Annotated in this window: 19 protein-coding genes and 1 tRNA gene; 8 read left to right on the top strand and 12 right to left on the bottom strand. The window is 71.4% G+C overall.

Features of this window, described 5'->3' with window-relative positions; all coding sequences use genetic code 11:
- Positions 1 to 5: 5 nt before the first annotated feature.
- On the bottom strand, positions 6 to 788 hold the full coding sequence (locus ACZOOI_RS14720; protein WP_391587358.1) for an SDR family NAD(P)-dependent oxidoreductase: 783 nt from the start codon (positions 786 to 788) through the stop codon (positions 6 to 8).
- 166 nt (positions 789 to 954) lie between these two features.
- Here ACZOOI_RS14720 and ACZOOI_RS14715 point away from each other — a divergent pair, with 166 nt between their 5' ends.
- Complete coding sequence (locus tag ACZOOI_RS14715) at positions 955 to 1,500, top strand: nuclear transport factor 2 family protein (RefSeq protein WP_465281061.1); 546 nt, start codon at positions 955 to 957, stop codon at positions 1,498 to 1,500.
- A 491-nt stretch (positions 1,501 to 1,991) separates the two neighbouring features.
- Positions 1,992 to 2,993, top strand: a complete 1,002-nt coding sequence (locus tag ACZOOI_RS14710) for a GlxA family transcriptional regulator (RefSeq protein WP_465281060.1) — start codon at positions 1,992 to 1,994, stop codon at positions 2,991 to 2,993.
- A 98-nt stretch (positions 2,994 to 3,091) separates the two neighbouring features.
- Here the strand turns inward: ACZOOI_RS14710 and ACZOOI_RS14705 are convergent, their stop codons facing one another.
- Positions 3,092 to 4,516: a VWA domain-containing protein gene (locus ACZOOI_RS14705; protein WP_465281059.1), complete on the bottom strand. Its 1,425-nt coding sequence runs from the start codon at positions 4,514 to 4,516 to the stop codon at positions 3,092 to 3,094.
- A 137-nt stretch (positions 4,517 to 4,653) separates the two neighbouring features.
- Here ACZOOI_RS14705 and ACZOOI_RS14700 point away from each other — a divergent pair, with 137 nt between their 5' ends.
- Positions 4,654 to 4,830 carry a hypothetical protein gene (locus ACZOOI_RS14700; protein WP_465281058.1) on the top strand — a complete coding sequence of 59 codons (177 nt, stop codon included), beginning with the start codon at positions 4,654 to 4,656 and terminating at the stop codon, positions 4,828 to 4,830.
- A gap of 312 nt (positions 4,831 to 5,142) precedes the next feature.
- Here ACZOOI_RS14700 and ACZOOI_RS14695 read toward each other — a convergent pair whose 3' ends face one another.
- The 5 genes from ACZOOI_RS14695 to ACZOOI_RS14675 form a co-directional block, all read right to left on the bottom strand.
- A complete protein-coding gene (locus ACZOOI_RS14695) occupies positions 5,143 to 5,847 on the bottom strand; it encodes a transglycosylase family protein (protein WP_465281057.1) in 705 nt (234 codons plus the stop codon).
- Between the two features lie 1,185 nt (positions 5,848 to 7,032).
- Positions 7,033 to 7,689 (bottom strand): response regulator, encoded by a 657-nt coding sequence (locus ACZOOI_RS14690; protein WP_465281056.1) that lies wholly within the window; start codon positions 7,687 to 7,689, stop codon positions 7,033 to 7,035.
- A 5-nt stretch (positions 7,690 to 7,694) separates the two neighbouring features.
- A complete protein-coding gene (locus tag ACZOOI_RS14685) occupies positions 7,695 to 8,879 on the bottom strand; it encodes a sensor histidine kinase (protein WP_465281055.1) in 1,185 nt (394 codons plus the stop codon).
- Positions 8,880 to 8,884: 5 nt separating this feature from the next.
- Positions 8,885 to 11,101, bottom strand: coding sequence for an MMPL family transporter (locus ACZOOI_RS14680; RefSeq protein ID WP_465281054.1), 2,217 nt, complete (start codon positions 11,099 to 11,101; stop codon positions 8,885 to 8,887).
- Between the two features lie 154 nt (positions 11,102 to 11,255).
- Positions 11,256 to 13,094, bottom strand: coding sequence for a serine/threonine-protein kinase (locus tag ACZOOI_RS14675; RefSeq protein WP_465281053.1), 1,839 nt, complete (start codon positions 13,092 to 13,094; stop codon positions 11,256 to 11,258).
- A gap of 610 nt (positions 13,095 to 13,704) precedes the next feature.
- Between ACZOOI_RS14675 and ACZOOI_RS14670 the strand changes: the two genes are divergently transcribed.
- Positions 13,705 to 14,643, top strand: coding sequence for an NAD-dependent epimerase/dehydratase family protein (locus ACZOOI_RS14670; protein ID WP_465281197.1), 939 nt, complete (start codon positions 13,705 to 13,707; stop codon positions 14,641 to 14,643).
- Positions 14,644 to 15,482: 839 nt separating this feature from the next.
- Here ACZOOI_RS14670 and ACZOOI_RS14665 read toward each other — a convergent pair.
- Positions 15,483 to 15,571: transfer RNA gene (locus tag ACZOOI_RS14665), tRNA-Ser, on the bottom strand.
- A 103-nt stretch (positions 15,572 to 15,674) separates the two neighbouring features.
- Entirely contained in the window at positions 15,675 to 17,189 is a 1,515-nt protein-coding gene (locus ACZOOI_RS14660; RefSeq protein ID WP_465281052.1) for a S1C family serine protease, read from the bottom strand.
- Positions 17,190 to 17,969: 780 nt separating this feature from the next.
- Between ACZOOI_RS14660 and ACZOOI_RS14655 the strand changes: the two genes are divergently transcribed.
- From ACZOOI_RS14655 to ACZOOI_RS14645, 3 genes are all read left to right on the top strand, one after another.
- Positions 17,970 to 18,797: a glycerophosphodiester phosphodiesterase gene (locus ACZOOI_RS14655; RefSeq protein WP_465281051.1), complete on the top strand. Its 828-nt coding sequence runs from the start codon at positions 17,970 to 17,972 to the stop codon at positions 18,795 to 18,797.
- 206 nt (positions 18,798 to 19,003) lie between these two features.
- The gene (locus tag ACZOOI_RS14650; RefSeq protein ID WP_465281196.1) at positions 19,004 to 19,477 is read left to right on the top strand and encodes an ATP-binding protein; all 474 of its coding nucleotides are present in this window, start codon (positions 19,004 to 19,006) and stop codon (positions 19,475 to 19,477) included.
- Positions 19,478 to 19,886: 409 nt separating this feature from the next.
- Positions 19,887 to 20,858, top strand: a complete 972-nt coding sequence (locus ACZOOI_RS14645; RefSeq protein ID WP_465281050.1) for a DUF5926 family protein — start codon at positions 19,887 to 19,889, stop codon at positions 20,856 to 20,858.
- Positions 20,859 to 20,975: 117 nt separating this feature from the next.
- On the opposite strand, the gene ACZOOI_RS14640 is transcribed toward ACZOOI_RS14645, so the two are convergent.
- A complete protein-coding gene (locus ACZOOI_RS14640) occupies positions 20,976 to 22,844 on the bottom strand; it encodes a sensor histidine kinase (RefSeq protein ID WP_465281049.1) in 1,869 nt (622 codons plus the stop codon).
- Positions 22,841 to 23,584, bottom strand: coding sequence for a response regulator transcription factor (locus ACZOOI_RS14635; RefSeq protein WP_391587342.1), 744 nt, complete (start codon positions 23,582 to 23,584; stop codon positions 22,841 to 22,843). The genes ACZOOI_RS14640 and ACZOOI_RS14635 overlap by 4 nt, the downstream gene beginning before the upstream one ends.
- 158 nt (positions 23,585 to 23,742) lie before the next feature.
- Here ACZOOI_RS14635 and ACZOOI_RS14630 point away from each other — a divergent pair, with 158 nt between their 5' ends.
- Positions 23,743 to 25,983, top strand: coding sequence for an MMPL family transporter (locus ACZOOI_RS14630; RefSeq protein ID WP_465281048.1), 2,241 nt, complete (start codon positions 23,743 to 23,745; stop codon positions 25,981 to 25,983).
- Positions 25,984 to 26,317: 334 nt separating this feature from the next.
- Here ACZOOI_RS14630 and ACZOOI_RS14625 read toward each other — a convergent pair whose 3' ends face one another.
- Positions 26,318 to 26,941 carry a hypothetical protein gene (locus ACZOOI_RS14625; RefSeq protein WP_465281047.1) on the bottom strand — a complete coding sequence of 208 codons (624 nt, stop codon included), beginning with the start codon at positions 26,939 to 26,941 and terminating at the stop codon, positions 26,318 to 26,320.
- Positions 26,942 to 26,953 lie beyond the last annotated feature (12 nt).

Genomic DNA, 26,953 nt, shown 5'->3' with positions numbered 1-26,953 from the left:
TCGGCTCAGTGCACGGTCAGCCCGCCGTCGATGCTGACGATCTGTCCGGTCATGAAGCTGCCCGCGTCGGACGCGAGCAGCAGCGCCAGGCCGGTCATCTCCTCCGGCGCGGCGATCCGCTTCAGCGGCGCGGCACCCTTCATCCGGGCCATCGCCTCGGGACCGGTCTTGCGGACCATGTCGGTCTCCACCGCACCCGGGGCCATCGCGTTGACCCGGATGCCGTGCTCGGCGAGTTCGCCCGCCATCGTGCGGGTGAAGGCGACCAGTCCGGCCTTGCCCGCGGCGTACAGGCCCTTCCCCTCGGCCCGGGTGAACACCGCCGCGCTGACCACGTTCAGCACCGACGCCCGCCCGGACGCGATCAGGTGCGGCAGCGCGTATTGCACCAGGAACACCGGCCCGCGCAGGTTCACCGCGAACGACTTGTCCCACGCCTGGGCGGTGATCTCGCCCACGGGTTGGGCGAGTTCGTTCGCCGCGTTGTTGACCACGATGTCGATACCGCCGAAGTGGGCGACGGTCGCGTCGACCAGGGCGGCCAGTCGGTCGAGGTCGCCGCAGTGGGTGGGCACCGCGAGTGCCCGACCGCCGGCTTCGGTGATCTCCTTCGCCACCGCCTCGCACGCGTCCGCCTTGCGACTCGCGATCACCACCGAGGCGCCCGCCGCCGCATAGGCGTGTGCGATCGCCCGGCCGATTCCCCGGCTGCCGCCGGTCACGATCGCCACCCGACCGCTCAGGTCGAACATCGCGTTCGCGTCCCGTACTGCGCCTGCGTCGCTCATCCGTTGCCACCTCGTCGTTCGGAACACGGTGCGCCGCGCCGGGGGAACCCCGCCGGCATGCCTGGGGTGGGTGCGCCGGTGCGACACGTGTGGAGATTTGTATTGCACAGTCAACTACTTCCGTGCAAGGTGTCGAGCGATGCGACGATCGGCGGAGGGTGCACACATGACCGGGCTCATCGACGCGCGACGCACGTGGGAACTCGCCGAGAAGCGCCTGGCCGCGGAGACCGATCCGCGCCGGCACGCGATCCTGACCACGCTGGTCGCGCACATGCGCGCCGAGCACGAGGGCGACCTGGACGCGCTGATGGCCACCGTGTCGCCGCAGGCGGTCTACCACCAGTGGGGGGCGTCCCCGGTGGATCGGGCCCCCAAGAGTCACGCCGAGGTCCGCGAGTTCTATCGTGCCGTGGTCGAGAACGACTGCGGCCGACTCGCGCACCACATCGATCGGCTGACGGTGGATCAGGACAGCGTGGTGACCGAGGGGTTGCTGCGGATCGCCTATCCGGGTCGGATCCTGGCCGGAATGGGTCGGTCGGTACCGGACGTGGACGCGTTCTACCTGTACGAGACGCGGATGGCGATCGTGTGGGGCTTCGACGCGGACGCGCTCGTGGTGTGCGAGGACAGCTATTCCACGGGTGACGGCTTCGCCGACATGCGCCGCCTCGACCCGGACGAGGTGCCCGCCCGCAAGGGGGTCTGACGGCGTGTCACCAAGGTGGTGAGGCCGGCTCGGCCCACCATGGGACCCGCATTGTCCACAGGAATCCCCAGCAGCCCCCAAAAGTTTCCACAGCCTGTGGATAACTTATGCACATCCTCGGCACGGCATCGCACAGGAATCCTGGTGCGGCGCCTTGGCAGGAATCCATTCATGGTTGGCGTTTCCGCCACTCACGGCGACCCGATGTCGGCGAGCAGGATCGAAGGCGCGCCGGAAGCCCCGCGCACATCCCGACCCCCAAGGCTCTTCCCGGGATGTGCGCGAGGTGCGCCGATCCGGTCGCTCGATCCCATCGGTCACGGGGCCGATGGGCGCGGGCAGCGGCAGGTACGGGCTCCGCCGGCAGGGACGGTCGGGAACGAGGACGACCCGCTCCCGGGCCTCGTGCCGCGCACGGCCCGGTCCGAATCCGGCGGATCGCGGACCGGGTCGCGGCCGGCACCGACGTGGTCCGGGGATAGGTTGCCGCCATGCGTCGTGTGGGGATTCTCCTGTTCGACCCGGTACGGGTGTTCGAATACGCGGTGGCCTTCGAGATCTGGGGAGTCGATCGCACGGACCGGGGTGTACCCGCGTTCGAGGTGCGCGTGTGCGGACCCCGGCGCGTCGGTGTGGAACTGGGAGCCGGCGTGGTCTGCTTCCCCGACCACGACCTGGACGGCCTCGACGCGTGCGATCTCGTGGTCGTCCCGGGCAACGAACACCGGACCGAGCCGCGCCGGGACGTGTTCCCCGACGACGTGCTCGAAGCCCTGCGGTCCGCCCACCGGCGGGGTGCCACGATCGCGTCGTTGTGCTCGGGCGCCTTCGTGCTCGCCGCCGCGGGTCTGCTGGACGGGCGCCGGGCGACGGCCCACTGGCTGGACGCCGCGGACCTGGCCGCCCGCTACCCGCAGGTCACCGTGGACGCCAACGTGCTGTTCGTCGGCGACGGTTCGATCTGGACCTCGGCCGGCTCGGCGGCCGGCATCGACCTGTGTCTGCATCTGGTCCGGCTCGACCACGGCGCCGCCGCCGCGACCGAGATCGCCCGCACGATGGTGACCGCGCCCTTCCGCTCCGGCGGACAGGCCCAGTTCATCAGCAACCCGGTGCCGGTCTCGCCCACGGACCAGGACGACGCCCTCGGCCGGCTGCGCGGCCACGTCCTCGACGACCTGCGCCACCCCTGGACCGTCGCCGAACTGGCCGCCCTCGCCGGTATGTCCGAGCGCAGCTTCGCCCGCCACTTCGCCCGCAGTACCGGCACCTCACCGCTCCGGTGGTTGTCCACCCAACGCGTTCTGGCCGCGCAGCGCCTCCTGGAGATCGGCGACCTCTCGATCGCCGCCATCGCCCGTCGGTGCGGCTTCGGCTCGCCGCTGACCCTGCGCCAACACTTCACCCGCCATGTCGGCGTCGCCCCCAGGGACTACCGCGCCGCCTTCCGCGGCGGCCGGGGTCGGCCCACGGCGGACGGCGGCGTCGGGTAGGCGTATCGGATGGCCGGGAGCGGGCCGGATAAGACCGCCGTCGCCACCTCGCCCTCGGCCTCGGGCGGGCCGCCGACCCCGACCGCGCGGGCGCCGGGTCAGCGCACGATGCCCGCCGCCCGCGCGGCGGTCAACCATTGCGGGAACTCGGCCAGGATCCGCTCGTACAGCTCGACGTCGGAGATCCGGTCGATGTCGTCGACCTGGAAGAACCCGGCGTTGTCCACCAGTCGGCCGGGCATCGTGTCGATGCGCTCCAGGATCCCGTAGTTCGACCGGCCCAGACCGACGAACTGCCAGAAGATCGGCAGTCCGGCCGCATCGGTCAGCAGCCGCTGGATCTGCTTGCTGCGGTTGACCCCGCCGTCCGAGTAGAACAGCACCAGCACCGGCGCGCCCGGCTCGCGCCGGTAGCGCGCGATGATGTCCTCGATCACCGCCGGTTCGTTGTTTCCGCCGAACACGCCGGCCAGGTGGTCGGGTACGCGCTGCCCGCCGTTCGGCAGCGGCGGCGACTGCGGGCGGTTGTTGCGTCCGTCGATGTACACGTTGTCCGCGATCCAGCGCGGCAGTTCGGGGATCCGAACCGGGTCCAGCGGCGCGAACTCGTCGGCGAAGATCCACGCGTCCAACTCGCCGTCGTCGTCGAGCCGGGCCGCGATCGGCGCCATCCGCTCGACCAGGCGCCCCACCGCGCCGTTTCCGTACAACTCCCGCATCGAGCCGGAGCGATCCAGCACGATCGCCACCCGGGCGCGCACCTCGCGCAGGCCCTTCTTCTCCAGCGTGATCCGCACCGCCTCCTTGCGCAGCGAGATCCGCGCGCCCACCTCCGGCGGCAGCCCGGCCAGTTGCGGGTCCTCCGAGGGCGCGGGCAGCCGCATGGTCGGCTCGTCGCTGTACGGCGGCGGTGCCCACCCGGGCGTCGCGCCCACCGGCGCGACCGGCAGCGTCCCGGCCGGCCGGGCGGCGTCCGCCCCGGCCCCGGCGTCGGCCTCGGCGGATGCCTCGTCCTCCTCGCCGACGTCCACGCCGTAGTCGCTCGCGAGTCCGGCCAGCCCGGTGTCGTAACCCTGTCCGATCGCCCGCAACTTCCAGCCGCCCTGGCGCCGATACAACTCGCCGAGCACCATCACCGTCTCGCTGCCCGCGGCCTCGACCGGGAACGTCGCAACGGCCGCGCCCGAGGCGTCCAGGACCGCCAGCGCGAGGCCGCCCACCCGGGCGAACGTACCCTCGTGCACCGACGCGGCCAGCACCACCCGATCCACGTCGGCGGGCAACCCGGCGGGGTCCACCACGACCGCCTCGCCGCCGGCCGTCGGGCCGATGTGGCGCACCGCGCCGTCGGCCGCGGCCGGCTGGTTGTAGAACACGAAGTCCTCGTCCGAGCGCACCTTGCCCTGCGATCCGAGCAGCAGCGCCGAGGCGTCCGCGATCGGTGCGTCCGCCGCGCGGCGGATCACCAGGGTGAGCGGGCCCGCGGGAACCGGGACATTGGCCCCGGCGATCAGAGTCGTCATGGTCGTCAGTGTGGCCCGAATCGACCACCTGCCGCAGAGATGTGGCCGGCGACCGGGGAACCGACGTGATCGGCATCACGGGTGATGGGCCGTCACATCGTGAATGATCGCCCCCATCCGGTGGGAACCAAGCGGTTATGGGCAACAACGGTCATCATCCGGGCGTACCTCGCGCCGACCCCGGCGAGTGGAGCGAGGTCGAGCACGAACGTGCCCGGTTGCTGATCGAGCGCGCGGCCTCGATCGCCCGCCGCCTGGAGTCGCTGTGCGCCGCCGAGGCGGCCGCGACGCAGCGCGGCCCGGGCCGCACCTGACGGTGCCACCCGGGCCGGTCGAGCGGCCCGTGGGACCCCTCGCGACGCCCCGTCCCCTCCACGGCGCGTCGTGGTACTGCCGTCATCGCGGTGCTCACAGACGCACCACGCCGACCAAAACGGGTGAAACGGCCGAAGGCGACCGCATCTCCCGGTGTTCACACAGGAGATACGGCCGCCCCCGACCGAACGCGCGGGACCCGCCCCGCGCACTGCTTGTTGCGCACATCACTCACTCGACGCCGTGCACCGCGTCGCGGGCACCACACGGCGCGCGCCGAACACTCGGGACCGGACCGGCCCCGGGGAGTTCTAGCGCAGGACCAGCTGCTGGCCCGGGAGGATCAGGTCGGGGTTGGTACCGACCACACCCTGGTTCTTCGCGTACAGCGCCTGCCAGCCACCGCCGACGTTGTTCGCCGCGGCGATGCCGCTGAGCGTGTCACCGGCCTTGACCACGTAGTTGCCCGTGGTCGAGGTGGTCGAGGTGGTCGAGGTGGTCTCGGCGACCGGAGCCGCGGCCGGCTTGCTCGCCGGAGCGGCCTTCTTCGGCGTCTCGCTCTTGGGCGCGACGGCGACCTTCTTGGGGGTGCTGCTCTTGGGGGTCGACTCCTTCTTCGGAGTCGCCTTCTTCGGGGCGGTGCTACCGGAGTCCGTGGACGGGCTGCCGCCACCGCGGGTCAGGCCGGCCTTGACCGAGCACACCGGCCAGGCGCCCGGGCCCTGGGACTTGAGCACGTTCTCGGCGACCCGGATCTGCTCGGCCTTCGAGGCGTTCTGCGGGCTGCCGGTACCGCCGTTGGCGCGCCACGTGCTCTGCGTGAACTGCAGACCGCCGTAGAAGCCGTTGCCGGTGTTGATGGACCAGTTGCCGCCGCTCTCGCACTGGGCGACCTTGTCCCACGTCGAAGTCGTGGCAGCGCCGGCCGAGGTCGCGGTCGCGAGCCCGACGAGCGGGGTGGCGGCGACGACGCCGACAATGGTCGCGGTGCGCAGGCGGCGCTGGGTACGACCCATGCCGCGGTGCGTGTTGGTGCGACCGAAAGCGTTGCGGAGAGACATACATTCCTCTCGGAATTCCCCTGGGGCGGATGGACCGGCGCGATCCTTGCGGATCACCCCCGCCCGGAACCGAACGGTCACGTCCAAGACGTGATGTCCGATGCCGCAACCCCGCGGCCCTCCCAGACCGCGAGTTCCGCCATGCCGTGCCGGCGGGAACCCAGGAGGTGCGATTTGCACATCGCCAGGACCATAAACAGGTTATCCGGCCCTTATCAACCCGCTCGGGCATTTACGCAGGTCAGGATAGGTATTAGAAATGCCTGCCGAGCCCCGAACGGTGGCCTTCCGGCCCGGTTTCGCGTTTACCGGAGTCCAAACCAGGGAACCTTTTGCCCCTTTTGACCTCCCGTCATACACGCAGCGCAGTTGATACGTGACTCGTTGTCGAATGATCACCGAAGGCGATCGAGTGATCACGCGGCCGCGCGGGGCAAAAGCCGCATTTCTCGTGAGCCTTAAATGCCTTTATGTCCGGCTTACGCGCTCCGCGTGAGCGGCATCACAATTCCGCCGATGGCGGTCCGCACAGGCGCCGGGTATATCGGGCCGGCCATGGCCGGGCGGACCCTTCCCGGCCTGCGTGTATTCACGCTGCGAGAGCACGCCACCACCGGCCGGAAAAGTATGCCGAATGCGATCCGGGCCACATCGGGAACTGTGACCCGCGCCACTTTCACCCGTGCGGGGACCTATTCCCACCCCTTTCGAGGGATCCCGACGCGGAACGCGACCTTCCGGAAGCACGGGCGCCGGGAAAGCGCGCCCGATATCACGACGAGTGGCAGCGGGAAAGCGGATTCCGCGCGCCGAAAGTCGCGCCGGGCGCATCCCCTATATATAGGAGCGCTCTTCCGGGGTCGAGCGGGCCCGGTACGGGCGAATGCGTGCCCCGGCGCGGATCGAGGCCCGCCGGGGGCGTCGGGGGTCGCCGGATCCATCGCGGCGCGCCCGGGCACTGTCGGACTCGGGCCCTGTCCGGCTCGGGCTCTGTCCCTCGGGCCCTGTCCGGCTCGGGCGCTGTCGGGCTCGGGCGCTGTCCGGCTCGGGCGCTGTCGGGCTCGGGCGCTGTCGGGCTCGGCCACCCGGCCCCAAGGATCCCGCGACCCGGCACGGCCTCGGCCGCCCGCCCGCCCGGCCTCAGTCGCGGACGCCGTCCTTGGACCGCGGCAGCAACCCGCTCTCGATCGCCGTGACCACCGCGTGCGTGCGGTCGCTGACGTCGAGCTTGGCGAAGACCCGCAGCAGATGCGTCTTCACCGTCGCCTCGGCGATCACCAGGCGCTTGCCGATGTCCGCGTTGGAGAGCCCGTCGGCCACCGCGTCCAGCACCTGCACCTCGCGTGTGGTCAACACCACCGGGGTGGGCCGGCGCATCCGGGCGACCAGCCGTTCGGCCACCCTCGGGGCCAGCACGGTCTGGCCCCGGGCCGCCGAGCGAATGGCCTCGACGAGTTGCTCGCGGGTGGTGTCCTTGAGCAGGTAGCCGATGGCACCGGCCTCGACCGCGCGCTCGATCTCGACGTCGGTGTCGTAGGTGGTCACGATCAACACCCGGGTGCGGCCGCCGAGGCCGACGATCCGGGCGGTGGCGGCCACCCCGTCCAGGACCGGCATCCGCAGGTCGATCAGCGCCACATCGGGCTCCAACCGCTCGACCAGCTCGACGGCGGCGAGCCCGTCGCCCGCCTCGCCGACGATCTCGATGCCGGCCTCCGAGGCCAGCAGCGCGACCACTCCGGCCCGCATCACCGAGTGGTCGTCCACCACGACGACCCGCAGCGTGTCCTGTGTCATGTCGTTCACTCCTGACCGTCGGTGGGAATCATCGCCAGGATCCGGGTCCCGTCACCGACCGAGCTGGTGACGGTGAACTCGCCGCCGAGTTCGGCCAGTCGCCTGCGCATGCCGTCGAGACCGAAGCCGCGGGCCTCGTCAACCACGAACCCCCGACCGTCGTCGGTGATCTCCAATTCGACGCCGTGGGCGTACCGGGCGAGCACGACACCGACCGTGCCGGCGCTCGCGTGCTTGCGCACATTCGCCAGCGACTCCTGGGTACAGCGCAGCAGCGCGATTCGGGTCTGCTGGTCGCACTCGACGTCGGGCAGTTCCGCCTCCACGGTGATCCCGGTGTCCTCGACGAACCGGTCCAGCGTGCGACGCAGGGCCCGGGCGACCGAGCCGGGAACCACTCCGCTCTGCGGCGCCGAGCCGACCAGCACCCGGGCCTCGGCCAGGTTCTCCCGGGCGGTCTGCTCGATCGAGAGCAACTGCCGACCACTGGTCGCGGGGTCGGTCGCGATGCCCGAACGCGCCGCCTCTGCCAGCACGATGATGGACGCGAATCCCTGGGCGAGCGTGTCGTGGATCTCCCGGGCCAGCCGTTCCCGCTCCTCCGCCGCGCCCCGGCGTTGATTGGCCTCGGCCAACCGCTCCTGGGCACTGGCCAGTTCGCTGCCCAGGACGCGCTCACGCTCACCGCTCTGCTCGACGAACCGATGTACCGACAGCCCGATCGGCACACTCACCGCGTAGACGATCACGGTCGCGAGGGTGTTGCCGGTGAGCAGATCCGGGCTCCAGCCCTGCGGGGCGACGCCGCCGAGCACGGTGGCGACGGCGGCGAGCCCGCCGAACACGATCGCGGACCCGGGGTCCCTGGTCGAGAACCAGAAGTGCGGCAGGCTCGCCGCGTACACCGTGGCACCGCCGTCGCGGGTGTAGGCCATCGCACCCAGGCCGACGATCAGCACGCCCGGGAAGGCGTTCGGCCGCAGCACCGGATTGCCGGGAAACACCCGGGTGATCAGGTAGCACAGGCCGAGCACGACCGGCAGCCCCATCGACCAGTACCTGCTCGCCGCGGGGTCGTCCTTACCGGCGACGACCATCGGGGCCAGGCCCAGCAGCACCCAGAACAGGATGTACCAGCGGTGTGGCGTCCACGCCCGGAACCGGTGGATGAACTGCGGCCGTTCGGACATGCGGATCAGCCTACTTTTGCGGCCGGGTGGACAACGGCGGCGGGGGTTTGCTCCCGGGTCCGACGCATCCCGATCGACGGCCACCAGCTGCGCTCGCCCAGCAGCAGCATCACGGCGGGCAGGATCATGATCCGGATCACGAAGGCGTCCAGGAGTACGGCCACCGCGAGGCTGAAGCCGAACTGCTTCATCTCGATCAGGTGCAGCCCGATGAAGCTGGCGAACACGGTGACCATCACGAACGCGGCGCTGGTCACCACGCCGGCCGAACTGCCGATCCCGTCGAGTACCGCCTGCCTGGTCGGCACCCCGCGCAGCGCGGCCTCGCGGATCCGACTGATCACGAACACCTGGTAGTCCATCGACAACCCGAACAGGATCACGAACAGGAACAGCGGCACGCGCGAGCCGATCGAGCCGGTCGAGTCGAAGGCGAGCAGCCCCTCGGCCCAGGTCCCCTGGAAGACCACGACCAGCAGTCCGAGCGCGGCACCGGCCGAGAGCAGGTTCAACACCACGCCGACCAGCCCCAGGACCACGGAACCGAACGCGAACACGGTGATCACGAAGGTCACCAGGAGCAGCGTCGTGATGATCAGCGGCAGCTTGCCCTTCTGGTGCTCGGGATAGTCCGCGTACCGGGCGACGTCGCCGGTCACCGCGACGTCGACGCCGGGCAGCCCGGCCACGGTGGCCGGCACGTAGTCCTCGCGGACCCGGTCGAGCGAGTCCTGCGCCGCGGCGGCGCTGACGAAGTGCGGTACCCGCAGCTCCAGCATGGTGATCCGGTGGTCGGGGGAGGTACGCAGCTCCGCGATGCCGGCCAGATCCGGGTCGCCGTGCGCGCGCCCCTCCAACTCGCGCAGCGCACCGGCCACCTCGTCAGCGCGACCCGCCTCGGCCCGGACCACGATCTGGTGCATCGACTTCAGCTCCGGGAACGCCTGGTTCTGCCGATGCCAGGTCTCCATCGCGGGCAGGTCGCGGGAGTAGGTCTCCCGGCCGATGTCGGTCAGCTTCAGGTTCGCCAGCGGGGCGGTCAGGGCCAGCATGGCGAGCACGGCGACGGCGAGGGTGGCGGCGGGACGCCGGCTGGTGATTCGCAATACGGCCGTGGTGAGCCGACCGGCGCCGGTGCGCTGCGGCTTCGCGGCCGGCGTCTCGCCGCGGCGGGCCGCCCGTTCGGCCCGGCGGACCGCGCGGCGCTCTGCCCGGACGCCGAGCTTGACCAGCAGCGCGGGCAACACGGTCAGCGAGCCGAGCACCGCGACCAGGCTGACCAGGATCGCGCCGGTGGCGATCGAGGAGAAGATGACGTCGTCCGCGAGGTAGAGGGTGGCGCTGGAGGCGGCGACGGCGAGCCCGGACACCACGACGGCGTGTCCGGAGGTGGCCGCGGCCAGTTCCACCAGGGCCCGGGTGTCGAGCCGGCCACCGGATCGGGCCCGTTCCTCGCGTTCGCGCTTGAGGTAGAAGAGCGCGTAGTCGACGCCGACCGCCAGGCCGATCAGCAGGATGACGTTGGTGCCGACCCCGGCGTCCGGGATCACGTGCGAGGCGAGCATCGACAGCCCGATGGCCGCCGCGATCGCGGACATTGCCAGCAGCAGCGGCACGGTGGCCATCGCCGCCGAGCGGAACACGATCAACAGCGTGAGCAGGGTGATCGGCAGGGCGATCAGTTCGGTACGCGAGAGGTCCTCGCCACGCTGGCCCTGGACGTCCTTGCTGATCGAGGGACCACCGCTCTCCGCGATCCGCAACCCGGGATGGCCGGCCTGCACCTTCGCGGTCTGCGCCAGCAGCGGGTCGACGTGGTTCTTCCCGTCCAGCTCGGCACCCTTCATGGTGACGTCCACCCGGACGGCCGTACCGTCCGCCGAGCGCACCGGCGCGGCCACGGTCAGCACCTCGGGCAACTTCCGCATGCGGTCCACGATCTCGCCGGCCGCGGCGTCCGCGGCGGCCGCGTCCAGGCGGCCCACCCCGGCCTGCGCGGTAATCAACACCCGCTCCACCGGGCGCTGTTGCAGTCCGCCCTCGGTGGCCATCGCCTCGCCGCGGCCGGCCTCGCCGACCCGGAAGTCGTCGGCCGTGGCCGCGTTGGTCCCGACGGCGATGCCGCCGCCGAGGCACAACGCGACAAAGAGAACCCAGCCGGCGATGGCTCGCCAGGGGTGTCCGGCGCTCCACCGGGCCATCCGAACAGGAAGTTTCGTCATGCCCGAAATCCTGGTCTTCGGGCCCGGGGCCCGGACAGGCTCGACCGATGGAACCCGCCGTCCACCGATCGGTGGACAAGGACGCAGGAGCCGCGCTCGACCGGGGTTCGGAAGCCGGTCGCTCCGGCTTCCGCGGGCACTGCGGACCCGTCGATCAGGACCCCGTGCCGGATCCCGCCTTCCACTGGGTGGCGACGACGGAGAACGTCCGCAATCCCCCGCTGCCCGGGGCCTCCCGGACGTCGGTCACCCACACCAGCACCACGGTCTTGCGACTCGTCTCGATGCACAACCCCGTATCGCGCCCCACGAGGCTCGAATTGAGCGCGGTGAGCGGCACCGAACTCGGCAGGGACGCGACCCGGGCGGCGTTGCGGCACTCCTCTACGGTCGCATCCGGCTTGCCGACGAGACCCGCGACGGCTCCGGTGTCCAGGAACCGCAGCTCGGCCGTCACGGGGCCGTGGTCGTCGCCGCGTGAATCCTGGTGACACGCCATGTACTTGAGCGTGACCAGCGGCGGCACCTCGCCGTCCGGGACGTCCTTCTGCCCGAGCCTGACGGCCAGGTTCTCCAGGTCGACGTACGTGGCGAAGCCCCCGTTGCAGATCCCGTCGTCGAGGTAGGAGAGCGGAGGCACCACCGGCGCACCGATCACCAGAGGGACCTTCGACCGGGTCGGTGTGGAACCGTCACCACCGCCGTGGCCGGACCCGGTGTTGCCGGTCCCGCCGCCGTCGCCGTCCCCATCGATCAGGGAGGGGACGACGAACACTCCCGCGACGATCACCACGACGGCGGCCACGGCGGCCACCGCGATGCGGGCCCACGGTCGTCGGCGCGTCGCACCGCCGGGTACGGGCTTCGCCGGCGGGAAGGCCGGGGCTGCGGCCCGGGGCGGGAGCAGGGGCGGCGGCGTCGCCATGCCCACGATCGGTGGTCGCAGGGGTGTCGGCGGGGGCGACGGGGGCGGTGCGGGCGACAGGGCCGCTGCGGCGGACACGGCGGGTGGGGCGGACACGGCGGGTGGGGCGGACGGCATCGGTGGCGGCGGGATCGGCGGGCCGGGCGTGGCCTCGTCCGCTTCCCGGTCGCCGGTCGCCGTCGACGGAGCCGCCTCGCGCCGGGCGGCGTCCCGGGCGATCGCCGCCGGCAGCCAGCCCGTTCCGCGTACGAGCGGGCTCACCTCGGCGCCGCGCCGACAACCTTCGATCACGTCCGCGAGCGAGGGCCGGTCGGCGGGCTCCTTGGCGAGACACGCGCCTAGCAGGCTGCGCAGCGGCTCCGGGCACGCGCCCAACTCCGGTGCCTCACTGACGATCCGATACATCAGGGCCTGTGCGTGGCCCTGCCCGAAGGGATGGTCGCCGGTCGCGGCGTAGTGGCCGACCAGCGCGAGCGAGAACACGTCGCTGGGAAAGCCGACCGGCTTGCCCAGCACCTGTTCCGGCGACATGAACGCCGGTGTGCCGACCACGACATCGGTACCGGTGAGCGCGGTGGTGTCCGCCGCGCGAGCGATGCCGAAGTCGATGACGCGCGGCCCGTCCGCGGCCAGCAGCACGTTGGACGGCTTGAGATCACGATGGACGACGCCCGCCGCATGCACCGACGCGAGCGCCTCGGCCACACCGGCGACCAGCAGCAGCACCGTCTCGACGGGCAGCGGTCCGTGCACCCGAACGGCCTCCGACAGCGCCGGCCCGGCGACATACGCACCGGCCAGCCACGGCAGCGGGCCGTCGGTGTTGCTGTCCAGCACCGGCGCCGTGTACGGCCCGTACACCCGCCGAGCGGCCTGCACTTCGCGCTCGAACCGCCTGCGGAACTCGGGATCCTGCGCCAGCTCGGGCCGAACCACCTTGAGCGCGACGGGCTGTCCACCGCGCGTGTACGACAGGTAGACGCTGCCCATCCCGCCCTGGCCGAGCCTGCCCCGCAGCCGATACCCGGCAACCTCCCGAGGATCGCCGGGCAGCAACGGATCGATCATGCACAGTCCCCCGTTCGACCGAGCCCGATCCCGGCCCCGTGGAATCGACGGCCGAATCGAGTGCGGACCCCGATTATGGCGGCCCCCGGCGAACACACCACGGCGGAGGGGAGCAGCGGCCTTGGGGCCTTGGGGCCTTGGGGCGTTGGGGGCCCTGGGGCCGTGGGGCCGTGGGGCCGTGGGGCCGTGGGGCCTGGTCCCCGGGTGGCCGGAGCACTGGAGCGCTGGAGAACACATGTCACATCTCGTCGGGCTGTCTCGTCTCGGGGCTCGAAGAAGCACGGAGACCGACCGCCGGGTTCTTTGGCGAGGACGGCCGGGTGCCGTGGTGACGGTGGCCTCGGTTTGCGGCGGGCGGCTTGCGGCTTGCGGCTGGGCGGGTTGACGGACGGGCGGCGGTGTAGACGGCGGAACGGCGGGAGCGGGCGCGGATAGCGGTACGGCGGCAGGACGCCGGTAGTTGTACGGCGGCAGCGGTCGCCGGCAGCGGTACGCCGGCTTGCACGGCGATTCGACAAGGGCCTCGACGCGGATGGCCGGACAGGCCGTCTCGTCTCGGGTGCCGGAGGCAGGCTCCGATCAGGGATTCCGATCAGGGATCAGGAAGGTGATGGTCATGCGGGTGTTCGTGGCAGGCGGGACCGGGGTGCTGGGACGGCGGTTGGTGCCGCAACTGGTGGCGCGGGGCCACCAGGTGACGGCGACGACGACGAGTGCGGCCAAGTTGGGCTCGCTGGAGAAGCTGGGCGCGGATGCCGTCGTGATGGACGGGCTGGATGCGGTGTCGGTCGGCGCGGCGGTGGCCGAGGCCCGGCCGGACACGATCGTGCACCAGATGACGGGCATCTCCATGACACACGCCGGCAAGCCCGATCTGAAGCACTTCGACCGGTGGGCAGTCCCCACCATCCGGCTGCGCACCGAGGGAACGGACCACCTGCTGGCCGCAGCCGAGGCGGCCGGCGTGTCCCACTTCGTCGCCCAGGGCTACGCCAACTGGAACGGCATCCGTACGGGTGGATGGGTGAAGACCGAGGAGGACCCATTGGACCTGATGACGGGGACGGCGGCGCACACATCGATGGCAGCACTCCGTCACGTGGAGGACGCGGTCGGCAAGGCCGGCGGCGCCGTCATGCGGTACGGGGCGTTCTACGGACCGGGCGCCACCGACGACCAGGTCGAGCTCGTACGCAAACGGCAGTTCCCCCTGGTCGGGCGCGCGACCGGCTACAGCTCCTGGGTGCACCTGGACGACGCGGCAAGCGCCACCGTCCTGGCCGTGGAGCAACAGGCGCAGGGCGTGTTCAACATCGTCGACGACGAACCGGCCCCGGCAAGCGAGTGGTTGCCCCACCTGGCCGCGTGCGCGGGAGCAAAACCCCCGATGCGGATCCCCAAGTGGCCGGCCCGCCTGCTGGCCGGCGAGGTGGCGGTAATCATGATGACCGAGGGCCGCGCCTTCTCCAACGCCAAGGCCAAACGGGAACTCGGCTGGCAACTGCGCTACCCGTCATGGCGCCAGGGCTTCGAGGCAGAACTGACCTGAACCGAGCGGGGAACCCGCCCGACCCCACACCGGCCCCCAAGCCACACAAGCAAGGCCCCCGGCCGGCCCCAACCACGTCTACGCCGCAGCCACCCGCCGTCCCCGGCCTTCACCTGTCAGACACAAAGTTCGACGGCACTCGTTCGACCCTCCTCGAAAGCGCCGCCAACCTGCGCTGCTTCCTGCAGAGGACATGGGATTCCAACCCACGAGCAAGGTCACCCCTGCCAGCAGTTTCCAATTTTCAAGTCTCAGTCTCCCCATGACGTGCCGTACGGCGCGGCGCCCCTCAATGCCGCGCCGTACGCGTTTCCCCTGAGCAGAGAACGCGCGCGCGACGCACAGTACGCCGCTTCCGAACCCGGTTCGCAAGCGCTCTGCTCCCCGCGCACGTGGGGATGGTCCCAGCGCGATCGACGTCGGCCGCACCACGATCTCTGCCCCCGCGCACGCAGGGGCAGACCTGGGTGCGCTGGGCGCCGCTTCCCAGGCTTCGCCGCTTACGCGGATGTGCTGCGTGTCGATGAGTTCTGCGTCCTCGTCGAGTCCGCCGGCCTTTCGCCCATCCGGTTCCACGGCCTCCGGCACGGTGCCGCGGTGATCCATCCGGGCAGCGGCGCCAATGCGAGTAAGGGCCAAGTCGTGCTCGGCCATGCATGTACACCTTCACCGCGGACGTCTACGCGATCATCTACGAGGAGGTCGCCGCCGCGGCTGCCGAGGCCGCCGAGCAGTTCATCCCGCGCGCCAACGAGAAGACCGCCGGGCACACGTCGGGCCCACCATGGGGCCCGAGACGCGCGCCGGCGGTCTCTCATCTCCGCATTTCTGCAGGTCAGCGGAGGACGTGGGATTCGAACCCACGAGCAGAGTCACCCCTGCTAGCAGTTTTCAAGACTGCCGCCATCGGCCACTAGGCGAGTCCTCCAGCGCCGCGACCTGGTGGGGTGCGGGCGGGATCAGTCTCTCATGAGCGATGGCTCGGATCACTGGGGATTCCGGGCGGGCTCATGGGTGGCCGGGGGCGGGGGTCAGTTGTCGCCCACGCGCTGGCCCAGGGTGACCTCGGTGGTGGCTTCCTTGCCGTCGCGCTGGTAGGTGACCTTGACCTTGTCGCCCGGGCGGTGGCTCCAGATCTCGCTGAACAGGTCCTCGTAGGAGCCGATCGCCCGGTTGTTGAGCCTGGTGATCACGTCGCCGGCCTTCAGGCCCGCCTTTGCCGCCGGGCCGTTCGCGGTGACCGGGTCCTGGCCGTTGGTGCTCTGCGCCATGATCTGCGCGCCGGTGCCGGTGTAGCGCGAGTCGGGCAGGATGCCCATCTGGGCGTAGACCGGCTTGTTGCCCTGGATCAGGGTGTCCGCGACCCACCGGGCCTGGTTGATCGGGATCGCGAAGCCCAGGCCGATGCTGCCGGATTCCTGCTGCTGGCCGAACGGGGACTGCCCGCCGCCGCCGGTCGAGCGGATCGCCGAGTTGATTCCGATCACCTCGCCGGCCGCGTTCAGGAGCGGACCGCCGGAGTTGCCGGGGTTGATCGCCGCGTCGGTCTGGATCGCGTTCATGTACGAGACCTTTTGCTGGTCGCCGGAGGCGACCGGGCGGTCCTTGGCGCTCACGATGCCGGTGGTCACCGTGTTGGAGAGGGTGAACGGCGCGCCGATCGCAATCACCGGGTCGCCGACCGCGACCTTGTCGTTGTCGCCCAGCGGCAGCGGCTGGATGTTGGTGGGCATGTCGTCGACCTTGATCACCGCGAGGTCGTAGCCCTCGGCGCGGCCGACGATCTTCGCCGGCTTGGTGGTGCCGTCGGAGAAGGTCACGCTCAGCTCGCCACCGGCGGCGGCCAGCGACACCACGTGGTTGTTGGTCAGGATGTGGCCCTGCTTGTCGTACACGAAGCCCGCGCCGGTGCCGCTCTCGGTGCCCTGGCCGGACACCTTGCCCTTGGTCTTGATCGTCACCGTGCTCGGCACCGCCTGCTTGGCGATGCCCGCCACGCTCGTGGGCGAGCGGTTCAGCGAGGCCGGGTCCACCGGCGAGGAGGACGGGCCGACGCCCGCCGAGGCCGGCTTGTCGTCCCGCTCCACGATCCAGGCGCCCACCCCGCCGCCGACACCGCCGGCGAGCAGCGCGGCCACCACGGCGGCGACCAGGATCCCGGACGGCCGGCGCTTGGGCTTGGGCGGTGCGCCGAAACCGGGGTAGCCCGGGTAGCCGGGGTAGGCACCGGTCGTCCCGAACGGCGGAACCCCCGCGCCGCCCGCCGCACCCGCTGCCGGTGCGGCGGCGAACGCGGCGGGCACCTCGGCCGTCGGCTCACCCACCGGCGGCAGCGCCGCGGTGGACGGCCCGGCCTCCCCGTGCGGCTGTCCCACGGTGGGCGCCCCGACCGGCTTTGCCGGCGCCTCGGAGCGGAACTCCGGCTCCGCCGCTGCGGACCCGATCCCCGGCTCCGCCGGCAGTGGTGTGGCGGAGGACGATCCGTGGCCCTCCCCTGGCACCGGTGAACCGACTTCGCCGCCGGTCACGTCGCGGTCGTCGCTCACGGTCTTCCTCCCACGCACATTCGGAATGTTTGATGCCCACAGACTTCCCGACGCCCTGTCTGAACACCGTAAGCGCCGGACGTCCCGGCCGCTCGTCCCCCTTATCCCGTGGTTATCCGCGCAGGTGGAGCCGGTCGCGCAGGGGTGTAAATCTCGGAGGAATCACCGAAGATCGGCCCCGAAAGCGCCCCGCGACCCGGCCTACGAGGCCCCCGGAACGCCATCGACCGCCCGCCGCGACTGCGGCGAAGCCGTATTCCACCTCCGCCGGCCTCTTCGGTCTCGTCCCACTCCCACCCGACCACACGACGAACCCACGCAAACCACCCACCGTCGCGGCCGCACAAACCACAGGCCGCCCCGCCGCCCCCGGCCGCACAAACCACAGGCCGCCCCGCCGCCCCCGGCCGCCGCACCAAACCTCTCGCCGACCTGCCACCCCGGCCGCACACAATCCGCGCACAATTACGCACCGACCCGCGCACCCAGCCGCCCACGACCCGCCTCACACGACCGGCCGCACACCCACCCGCCGGCCCGCTGCCCGGCCATACCTGACCCGCGCCCACCCCCGCCGACCCGCCAACGCGCCGCCCCGGCCGTACACAACGCGCAAACACCCACACACGCCAAGACACGCCAAGACACGCCGACACACACCTACGCATACCTGCGGATACCAACGCACCCTGGCACACAACCCCCGGACGGAACCCAGGACACCGTCGCCCGACACCTGCCCGTCACCGAGCGCTCACCTCGGGATGGCACGATTGTTCCGTGCCAACCACCGGGGCGCGCCCACTGCGCGCCAACGTGCAGGTCGTCGCCCACCGCGGTGCGTCCGACACCGTCCCCGAGCACACGCTCGCGGCCTATCTCCAGGCCATCGAGGACGGCGCCGATGCCCTGGAATGCGATGTCCGCCTGACCGCCGACGGCCATCTGGTGTGCGTGCACGACCGCAAGGTCGACCGCACCTCCAACGGCAGCGGCATCGTCTCGACGCTGGAACTCGCGGAGCTGTCCGCGCTCGACTTCGGCTCCTGGAAGGAATCCGGCGTCGAACGCGAACGCCCCGAGGAACCGGAGGCCCCCGACTGGGACCGCCGTTCGGTGCTCACCCTGGAACGCCTGCTCGAACTGGTCGTGGACGCACCCCGCCCGGTGCGCCTGGCGATCGAGACCAAGCACCCCACCCGGTACGCGGGACTGGTCGAGCGTCGCCTCGTCGATCTGCTGGAGCGGTTCGGGCTCAGCCGGCCCGGCGCCGAGGACCCGTCGCCGATCCGGGTGATGAGCTTCTCCCAGTTGTCCCTGCGGCGGATGCGACTGATGGCGCCCGAGTTGCCCACCGTGTTCCTGATGGAGCACGTGCCGCTGCTGTTCCGGGACGGCACGCTGCCCCGGGACGTGCGCATCGCCGGCCCCAGCATCGACATCGTGCGGGCCCACCCGCGCTACGTCGCCCGCCTGCATCGGGCCGGGCACCGGGTGCACGTGTGGACCGTGGACACCCCCGAGGACGTCGAGTTGTGCCTGCGGCTCGGCGTGGATGCCATCATCACGAATCGGCCACGACAGGTACTGGCCCAAGTGTCCGGTTAGCCCCAATTAGGGGGCGTACGCTGGTAGCCTTTCGGGGCGTTATATCCGTCTTGGCAGGATCGCATACCCCTATACGCCCCTGGGCGAGTCGGAGCGCGTGGCGCCCCGCCGTTTCCCGTCCGCCGGCATCGGGCATCTCAAGCCCGACGCGCGAGACATGCGTGCGAGGCAGGCGTGTGAGTGCACTAAGGAGGCCGGGGGTGGCAATGGTCGTGGCCCGTGGGGTGCCCGATTCCGCGGCGGTGTTGGTACCGCACGCTCCGGTCGGTGTGTCCGCGGCTCGGCACCGCCTGGCCACCGATCTCGACAAACGCGGCATCGCCGGGGACGTCGTGGACGACGCGGTGCTGATCCTGTCCGAACTGTTGAGCAACGCGCTACGCCACGCCCGCGCCCTGCCGTCCGGGAACGTCCGCGCCGCCTGGTGGGTGCGTCCCGACGGTCTGCTGGCGATCGAGGTCACCGACGGCGGCAGTTCCACCCGTCCCCGACAGGCCAGCCCGTCACTGAGCGCGCACGGCGGTCGTGGCCTGTCCATCATCGGCACGCTCGCGGCCGACTGGGGCGTGCGCGGCACACCGGACGAGGTCACCGTGTGGGCGCTGGTCCCGATCCGGGCCCGCACCGCCGACCGCCTGTGGGACGAATTCGATGTGGACGCAGTGGAGCCGCTCGACTGAACCCGGGCTCTGACCCAGGCCCTGGCTCCGGGCCTTGACTCCGGGACCTGACCCCAAGCTCCGACCCCCGGGCCCTGATCCCGAACTCTGACCCCGGCCCTCGTCCGCACACCGCACACCGGCGACACCCCCACCCTGGGCAACGCCCGACAGAACCGAACCCGCACCGCATTCCCGCCCACCCGCGGCCCGACCCGTCGCGCACGCATTGCCGACCCGCCCACCCGGCCGACCACCGCGTCGCACCCCCGGCACACCCCGCCACGCCCCGACGCATCCCCTCACACCCCGCCGCACCCCCATCGCGCACGCGTTCGAGCGTCAACCCATGCCCGCGGAACTCAGTACCCTCGGACCTGGTGAGTCGTCGACCACCATCCCCCCGACACCGAGGCGGAGAGACCGCAGCATGGGCAAGAAGGCCGCGCTGAAGGGCCACACCGGCAACAAGACCCAGACCGCAGCCGCCACGGGATCCGTCCCGGTCGTCGGCGGTCGTGAACCGTGCCCGTGCAATTCGGGCCGCCGGTACAAGGCATGTCACGGGCGCGAGGCGGCCTCCGCCGCCGAGACGCTCGTCCTGCGTCCCTTCCAGGGGCTGCCGAACGAGTGCGACTGGATCGCGCTGCGCGAACTGGTCCCGGCCGCGACCGCGCGGTTGACCCTGACCGGCGAGCACGCCGACCAGGTGGTCACCCTCGCGACCGTGTTGCCGATGGCCTGGCCCGCACTGCGGCGCGCCGACGGTGCGATCCTGGTGGGCCTGCAGACCCACACCAGCTCGGGCGACGTCAGCCGGGACCTCGCGCACGCCCTGGAGCGCGCGCTCGCCCAGGAGGACGGCACGTCGGTCGCCCCCGGCCCGCTGCCCGAGTCCGGTGACCGGCTGCAGGACCTGCTCGACCTGTCCAAGCCGCTGGAGATCACCGTGCACCCGGGCTTCGACTTCTGGGTGGACGATCCGGCCGCGATGAACGCCGAGGTGAGCGCGTCGCTGGAGCGGGCGAACGCGGCGGCCATGCCGACCGTCCGGCTGTCCTCGGTGGATGCCGCGTACTGGTGCGGCACCACCGAGAAGAACCACCTGCGCTGGGTCATGCCGCACGCGGAGGAGGAGCTGCTCGACGCCATCGCGCGGCTGCACGCGGCCGGCGAGTCGAGCCTGGGTGAGGGCACCCGCTTCGTCGGCTCGTTCCGCGCGCACGGGCTGCTCGTCCCGGTGTGGGATCTGCCGACCACGATGACCGCCGAGGACGTGGAGAAGCCGGCCCGCGAATTCGGTGAGCGCCTCGCCACCGCGATGGCGGACACCAGCCCGCTGACGCCGCGTCAGCGCAGCGCCCGCAACGGTCTGCTGAACCGTCAGATCACGCTGAACTGACCGTCGGTCACCCTGAACCGACCGTCGGGTCACGTTGAACCGACCGTCGGATCACACCGAACCGACCGTCGGTCCCCCCGAACCGACCGTCGGATCACGCTGACCTGACGGTCGGGATCACCCCGAACCAGGGCCCGACCCCGTCCGGTGGACCATGGCCGGTCCGCCGGACGGGACCCGGTGGGATTCCGCGGCCGGCGACACGAGTGCCGACGGCCGTGGCCCGGAAGCCCGGCTCTTCGCTCCGTCCGCCGCACCGTCCTGCCGACGCGCGTCGGCATCCTCGGCCCCGGCCGGCAACGCCGCGCCGTCGTGCCGAGGCGCGTCGGCATCCTCAGCTGCGGCCGGCAGTTCGACGATGACGGTCAGGCCCGCCCCCGGTGCGGTCTCGACCCGCACGGTGCCCCGGTTCGCGGCCACTCCCGCCCACACGATGGCCATGCCAAGCCCGCTCCCCGAGTCGGCGCCCGCCGTACCGTTCCCGCCGCGTTCGCGCGCGGCCCGGAAGAAGCGGTCGAAGATGCGCTCGGCATCCTGCGGTCGCATGCCCGGGCCCTCGTCGCGCACGCGCAGCACGACCCGCCGCTCCCCGTCGTCGCCCGCAGCCTCGGACACCGACACGTGCACATCCGCGGACACCGGCGTGTGCGCCCGCACATTGGTCAGCAGATTGCCGACGATCTGACTCAGCGTCGCCCCGTCGGCCAGCGCCACGCAGGTATCCGGCACGTCCGTATGCACCCGCCGAGCCGGCTGCTGGGCACGCAGGTCGGCAACCGCCCCGCGCACCACGCACACCAGGTCGATGGGGCGCGGCCGCAACTGCGGACGCTGGTCCAGCCGCGCCAGCGCCAACAACTCGTCGACCAGCCGGTCCATCCGCTCGGCCTCGACCCCCATCCGGTCCAGCGCTCGGATGCGCTCGTCCTCCGACGCCAGCATTCCCTTCTCGTACAACTGCAGATAGCCGCGAATCGCCGCCAATGGCGTCCGCAACTCGTGCGACGCGTCGGCCACGAACCGCTTGAGGTGGGTCGCCGCGTGTTCGCGGATCTCGAACGCCGACTCGACCTGCTGCAACATCGCGTTCAACGCGGTCCGCAACTGCTCGACCTCGCTGAACGATCGCTTGCGCGGCGCCACCCGCGCGGACAGATCGGGCCGGTCCGGACCGCCCTCGGCGATGCCCGACGCCGTCTCGACCATGTCCTCCAAGGGCCGCAACCGCCACCATGCGACGAAGTAGATGGACCCGCCCAGCAGCACCAGCAGGGCCCCGCCGACCAACAGTTCGAAGTGCACGACCCGGTCGACCACACCGGCGATGTCCTCGGTCGAGCGGGCGAGCAGGATGTAGTGGCCGTCGCCGAGGCGCACCGCCACCGCCCGGTAGTCCTCTCCCGCGAGGGAGATGCCACGCGGCTCGGCGTGCGGCGCCATGCCGCGTGGGTCCCGGAACTGCGCCGCCAGAGCGCGCTGCAGGGCGTCGGGTGCCCGGTCGGCGATCGGCAGGGCGGTGCCGTACTCGTCGACCAGCACGAAGACCTTGCCGTGCAGCCCGGCCGACATCAGCACGTCGCGCAGGCCCGCGGTCGGGCCGGGTTCGGACAACTGCGCCCGGGTGATGCCGGTCCGCTCGATGCCCGACCGGCCCGTGGCCAGGTCCTCGTCGACGCCCGACTCCAGATAGTGCCGAACCCCCATCATGCTGAACCAGATCAGCAGTGCCAGCCCGATCGCGAGCACCGCGATGCTGCTCAGTGCCAGCGTCGCCCGCATGGCGACGATGTGCGGACGCTTCCGCACCCGCCGCAGCACCATCCCCGGGCGGCCCCGCCCCGCCCGCGCGCTCTCGCCGCCGCCCCCGGACCGGCCCGCCTTCCCGCCCCGGCGCAGGCGCAGGCGCAGTGGCCCACCCGGTCGTCCGCCCGGTCGCCCGTCCACCCCGTCATCCATGTCACCGCGCTCCTCGAACTCGCCGGTCATGCGCCGAAGTCCGCCGGTCGCAGTCCGTAACCCACGCCGCGCCGTGTGGTGATCAGCGGCGGCCCGTCCGGCGCCAGCGGATCGAGCTTGCGGCGCAGGTAGCTGATGTACGTCTCGACCACCGTCGACTCCACGACGTGCTCGTACTTCCACACCTCGCGCAGCAGTTGCTCCTTCGGCACGATCCGGTCGCCGTGTCGGATCAGGTGGCGCAGGAGCGCGAACTCGGTCGGGGTCAGTTCCACGCCGCGCCCGCCCCGGCGCGCGGTGTACGTCGCCTCGTCCAACTCCAGGTCGCCGTGCCGCAGTACGGGCGGGCGCGGGACCGGCTGCGCGCTCTCGTCCGGCGTCGGCCGGGTGCGCCGCAACACCGCGCGGGTACGCGCGACCAACTCGTCCACATTGAACGGCTTGGTGATGTAGTCGTCGCCGCCGAGGGTGAGTCCCTTGACGACGTCCGCGGGGGCATCGCGGGCGGTGAGGAACACGACCGCGATGTCCGGCCGTTCGGCGCGCAGCACCCGGCACACCTGGCGTCCGTCACCGTCCGGGAGCGTGATGTCCAGGAGCACCACGTCCGGCCGCTCCCTGCGCGCGACGGCGAGCGCCGCATGCACCCCGTCCGCCGTGACCACCTCGAAGCCGTGGAAGCGCAGGGTGATGGCGAGGACGTCGGTGATGCTCGGCTCGTCCTCGACAACCAGGACCTTGGCGCCCGCGCGCGGCTGACTGCTGCTCATGCCCCCAGTATCCGGCTGAAGTTTGCGGAACTTCGGGGGACTGATTGTGAGCTTCCTGTGAGTCCGCCGCCGGCCGGCCGTGCCGCCCCCGGATCGACCGAATCTGGCCCGAGCAAGCACAACCGGGCCGCGAGGCCCGCACGAGGAAGGAAACGGCTATGGCGGCCTGGGCGCGCTGGTGTCTCGATCATCGGTTGGCGGTGCTCCTGCTCTGGGTGGCCGCGCTGTTCGGAACCGTCGCCGCGAGCGTGACGCTGGGCAGTGCGTACTCCAATGTGTTCAAGATCCCCGGAACCGAGTCGTCGACCGCGTACGAGCGCCTGGAGAAGGCCTTCCCCGACGCGGCCGGCGATGTGGACAACGTCGTGTGGCGGACCGAGCACGGCACCGTGCACGACCCCGCGGTACGCGACCGGATGGCCGCGCTGCTCGCCGACATCGCGCGCATGCCCGACGTCGGCCGCGTGGTCGGCCCGTACGACCCGGACGGCGCCGCGCAGGTCAGCGCGGACGGCCGCATCGCGTTCGCCCAGGTGACCTTCGTCAAGCAGCAGTTCGAGCTGGACACCGAGAATCTCAAGGACCTGATCGAGCGCGCCGAGGAGGCACGTGCGCCCGGGCTGCACGTCGAACTCGGCGGACCCGCGATCGAGGCCGCCCAGGAACCCCCGGCGGGCCTCGCCGAGGGCGTGGGCATCGTCGCGGCGGGCATCATCCTCTTCCTGGCCTTCGGATCGTTGTTCGCGATGCTGCTCCCGCTGGTCAGCGGGGTGTTCGCGGTCGGCACCGGCATCTCGACGGTCATCCTGCTCAGCCACGTCACCGACATCCCCGAGACCGCGACGCTGCTGGGCAGCCTGATCGGACTCGGCGTGGGCATCGACTACGCCCTGTTCATCGTGACGCGGCACCGCAACGGCCTCAGGGCCGGGCTCACCCCCGAAGAGGCCGCCGTACGGGCCCTGAACACCTCCGGCCGGGCCGTCGTGTTCGCGGGCGGCACGGTGTGCGTCGCGCTGCTCGCGCTGTTCACCGTGGACATCGCCCTGTTCGACGGAATCGCGATCAGCACCACACTCGTCGTGGTGCTGAGCGTGTTGGCCTCCGCCACCCTGCTGCCCGCGCTGCTCGGCATGCTCGGCATGCGCGCGCTCAGCCGTCGCGAACGCCGGGCACTGGCCGCGCAGTCCGCCGCGGGCGCCGCCCCGCAGAGCGAGGAGGCCGGGCGCGCCGCCATGCGCTGGGCCCGCCTGGTGCAACGCCGGCCCCGAACCCTCGGCCTGGTCGCGCTGGTCGTGATGGCGGCCCTGTCCGTGCCGACCCTCTCGCTTCGCCTGGGCGCCAACGACCAGGGCAATCAGCCGACTTCGCAGACCGTCCGGCAGGCGTACGACCTGCTCGCCGAGGGCTTCGGCCCAGGCTTCAACGGCCCGTTGCTCATGGTCGCCGAGCTCGACGGTCCGCAGGACCGGCAGGCGCTGGACACCCTGATCACCGAATTGCGCCGCACTCCCGGCGTCGTGCGCGTGGTCGAGGCCCCGGTGCCCGCCGACGCCCGCGGACTCGCCGCCGGCACCCGGGTCGTACAGGTCGTACCCACGACGTCACCGCAGGCCGCGGCCACCGACAGGCTGATCGACACGCTGCGCGACGAGATCGTGCCCGCCGCCGCCAAGGGCAGCACGCTGAAGGTCCACATCGGCGGCGAGACCGCGCTGCAGAAGGACTTCGCGGCCGTGGTCGGCGATCGTATGCCGGGCTTCATCGCCCTCATCGTGGGGCTGGGCGCGCTGCTCATGCTGGTCGCGTTCCGCAGCCTGCTGGTACCGCTGACCGCCGCGCTGATGAACCTGATCGCCGCGTGCGCGTCGTTCGGCATGCTGGTCGCGATCTTCCAGTGGGGCTGGGGCATGGACCTGTTGGGCCTGGGCAAGGAGGGGCCGATCATCTCCTTCCTGCCGGTCATCATGCTGCCGCTGCTGTTCGGGCTCTCGATGGACTACCAGGTCTTCCTGGTCAGCCGCATGCACGAGGAATGGCTGCGCACCGGCGACAACGCCCGTGCGGTACGCGTGGGACAGGCCGGGACCGGGCGGGTGATCAACTCGGCCGCGCTCATCATGATCTTCGTGTTCGCCTCGTTCGTCCTCAGCGGCGACCGCGGCGCGATGATGGCCGGCCTCGGCCTGGCGGGCGCGGTCGCGCTGGACGCGTTCATCCTGCGCATGCTGCTCGTCCCCGCCCTGATGCACGTCCTCGGACGCGCCAACTGGTGGTTGCCCGCATGGCTCGACAGGGTGCTGCCGCACCTGGCGGTGGACCCGCCCGACCGGCCCGCCGACGACCCGGCCGGCCCCGCCGAGGGCAACCCGGAGAAGGTGCTGACGCCCAGCCGATAGGGATACCGGGACACGAGGTCGCACGGACGACGATCGCCCGCACGCCCGGCAACGGGCGTGCGGGAGCGGTCGTGAACGGTCGTGATCGGTCGACAACCGGCCCCGGATTGGAGATCCGCCGGCTTGTTGTTACCTTTGACCCAGCTCGGTCGCTGATGCATCCCCCGTCTTCAGCGGCCGGGCCCTTCACTTTTCCGGGGTCTTTTCCCGAATTTGTCCCGTGCTCTTTCCGGGTCCGCCGACACTGCATTCCTCGACGGGTTCGACGGAAATTCGCCGCATTCGCCGGCCGATGTGTCGACCCGGATTGGTGAGCGCCTCGGGTGGTGCGGGCTCAGCGCTGAGCGGTCGCCGACCCCGACCGGAGCAGCTTGGTCAGACCGTCCTTGGAGGCCAACTCGGCCACCGCGGACCAGCCGTCGAGACCCTTGGGCGCCCGCACCCGCGGGGTGTCGCAGCGGCCCTCGGCCTCCTTGGGCTCGACCGAGCAGCTCACCCGCAGTGTGCCGCCGCCGGGCTGCAGGACGCTCATCACCAGCAACAGCGGCTCGGGCGTGGGGTTTCGGTAGTAGACCCGGCCCCAGACCTCCGAACCGTCGCGCTCGACACAGGTCTGCGCCCGGACCCCCTTGGGGCCGTCGATCGCCTTGCCGCACACGCTCTCCGTGCCCGCGGCCGGCGAAGTGGTGCTCCCCGCCGTGGACTTCGCGGTGGGCTTGCCGCCGATCAGTTCGAGCAGCTTGGCCGAACCGGCCCGATCGCCGTCGCTTACGCCGTTACCGAACTCGGCCGCCTTGGCGGCGCTCGGGCGGGTGGTCGGCCCCGAGTCGGCGGTGTGGCGGCCCTTGTCCGAACCCGCCGAGTCCGCGGAGGCGGCGGCGAGCGGAACGATCAGGCACAGACCCACGACCGCGCCCAGAGCCACCGTGCGGACGTGACCCGTGCGTGGGCGCTGCATGGTGTCTCCTAG

The organism is Embleya sp. L77 (assembly GCF_055557415.1).
This window is presented reverse-complemented; position numbering and strand designations above follow the sequence as displayed.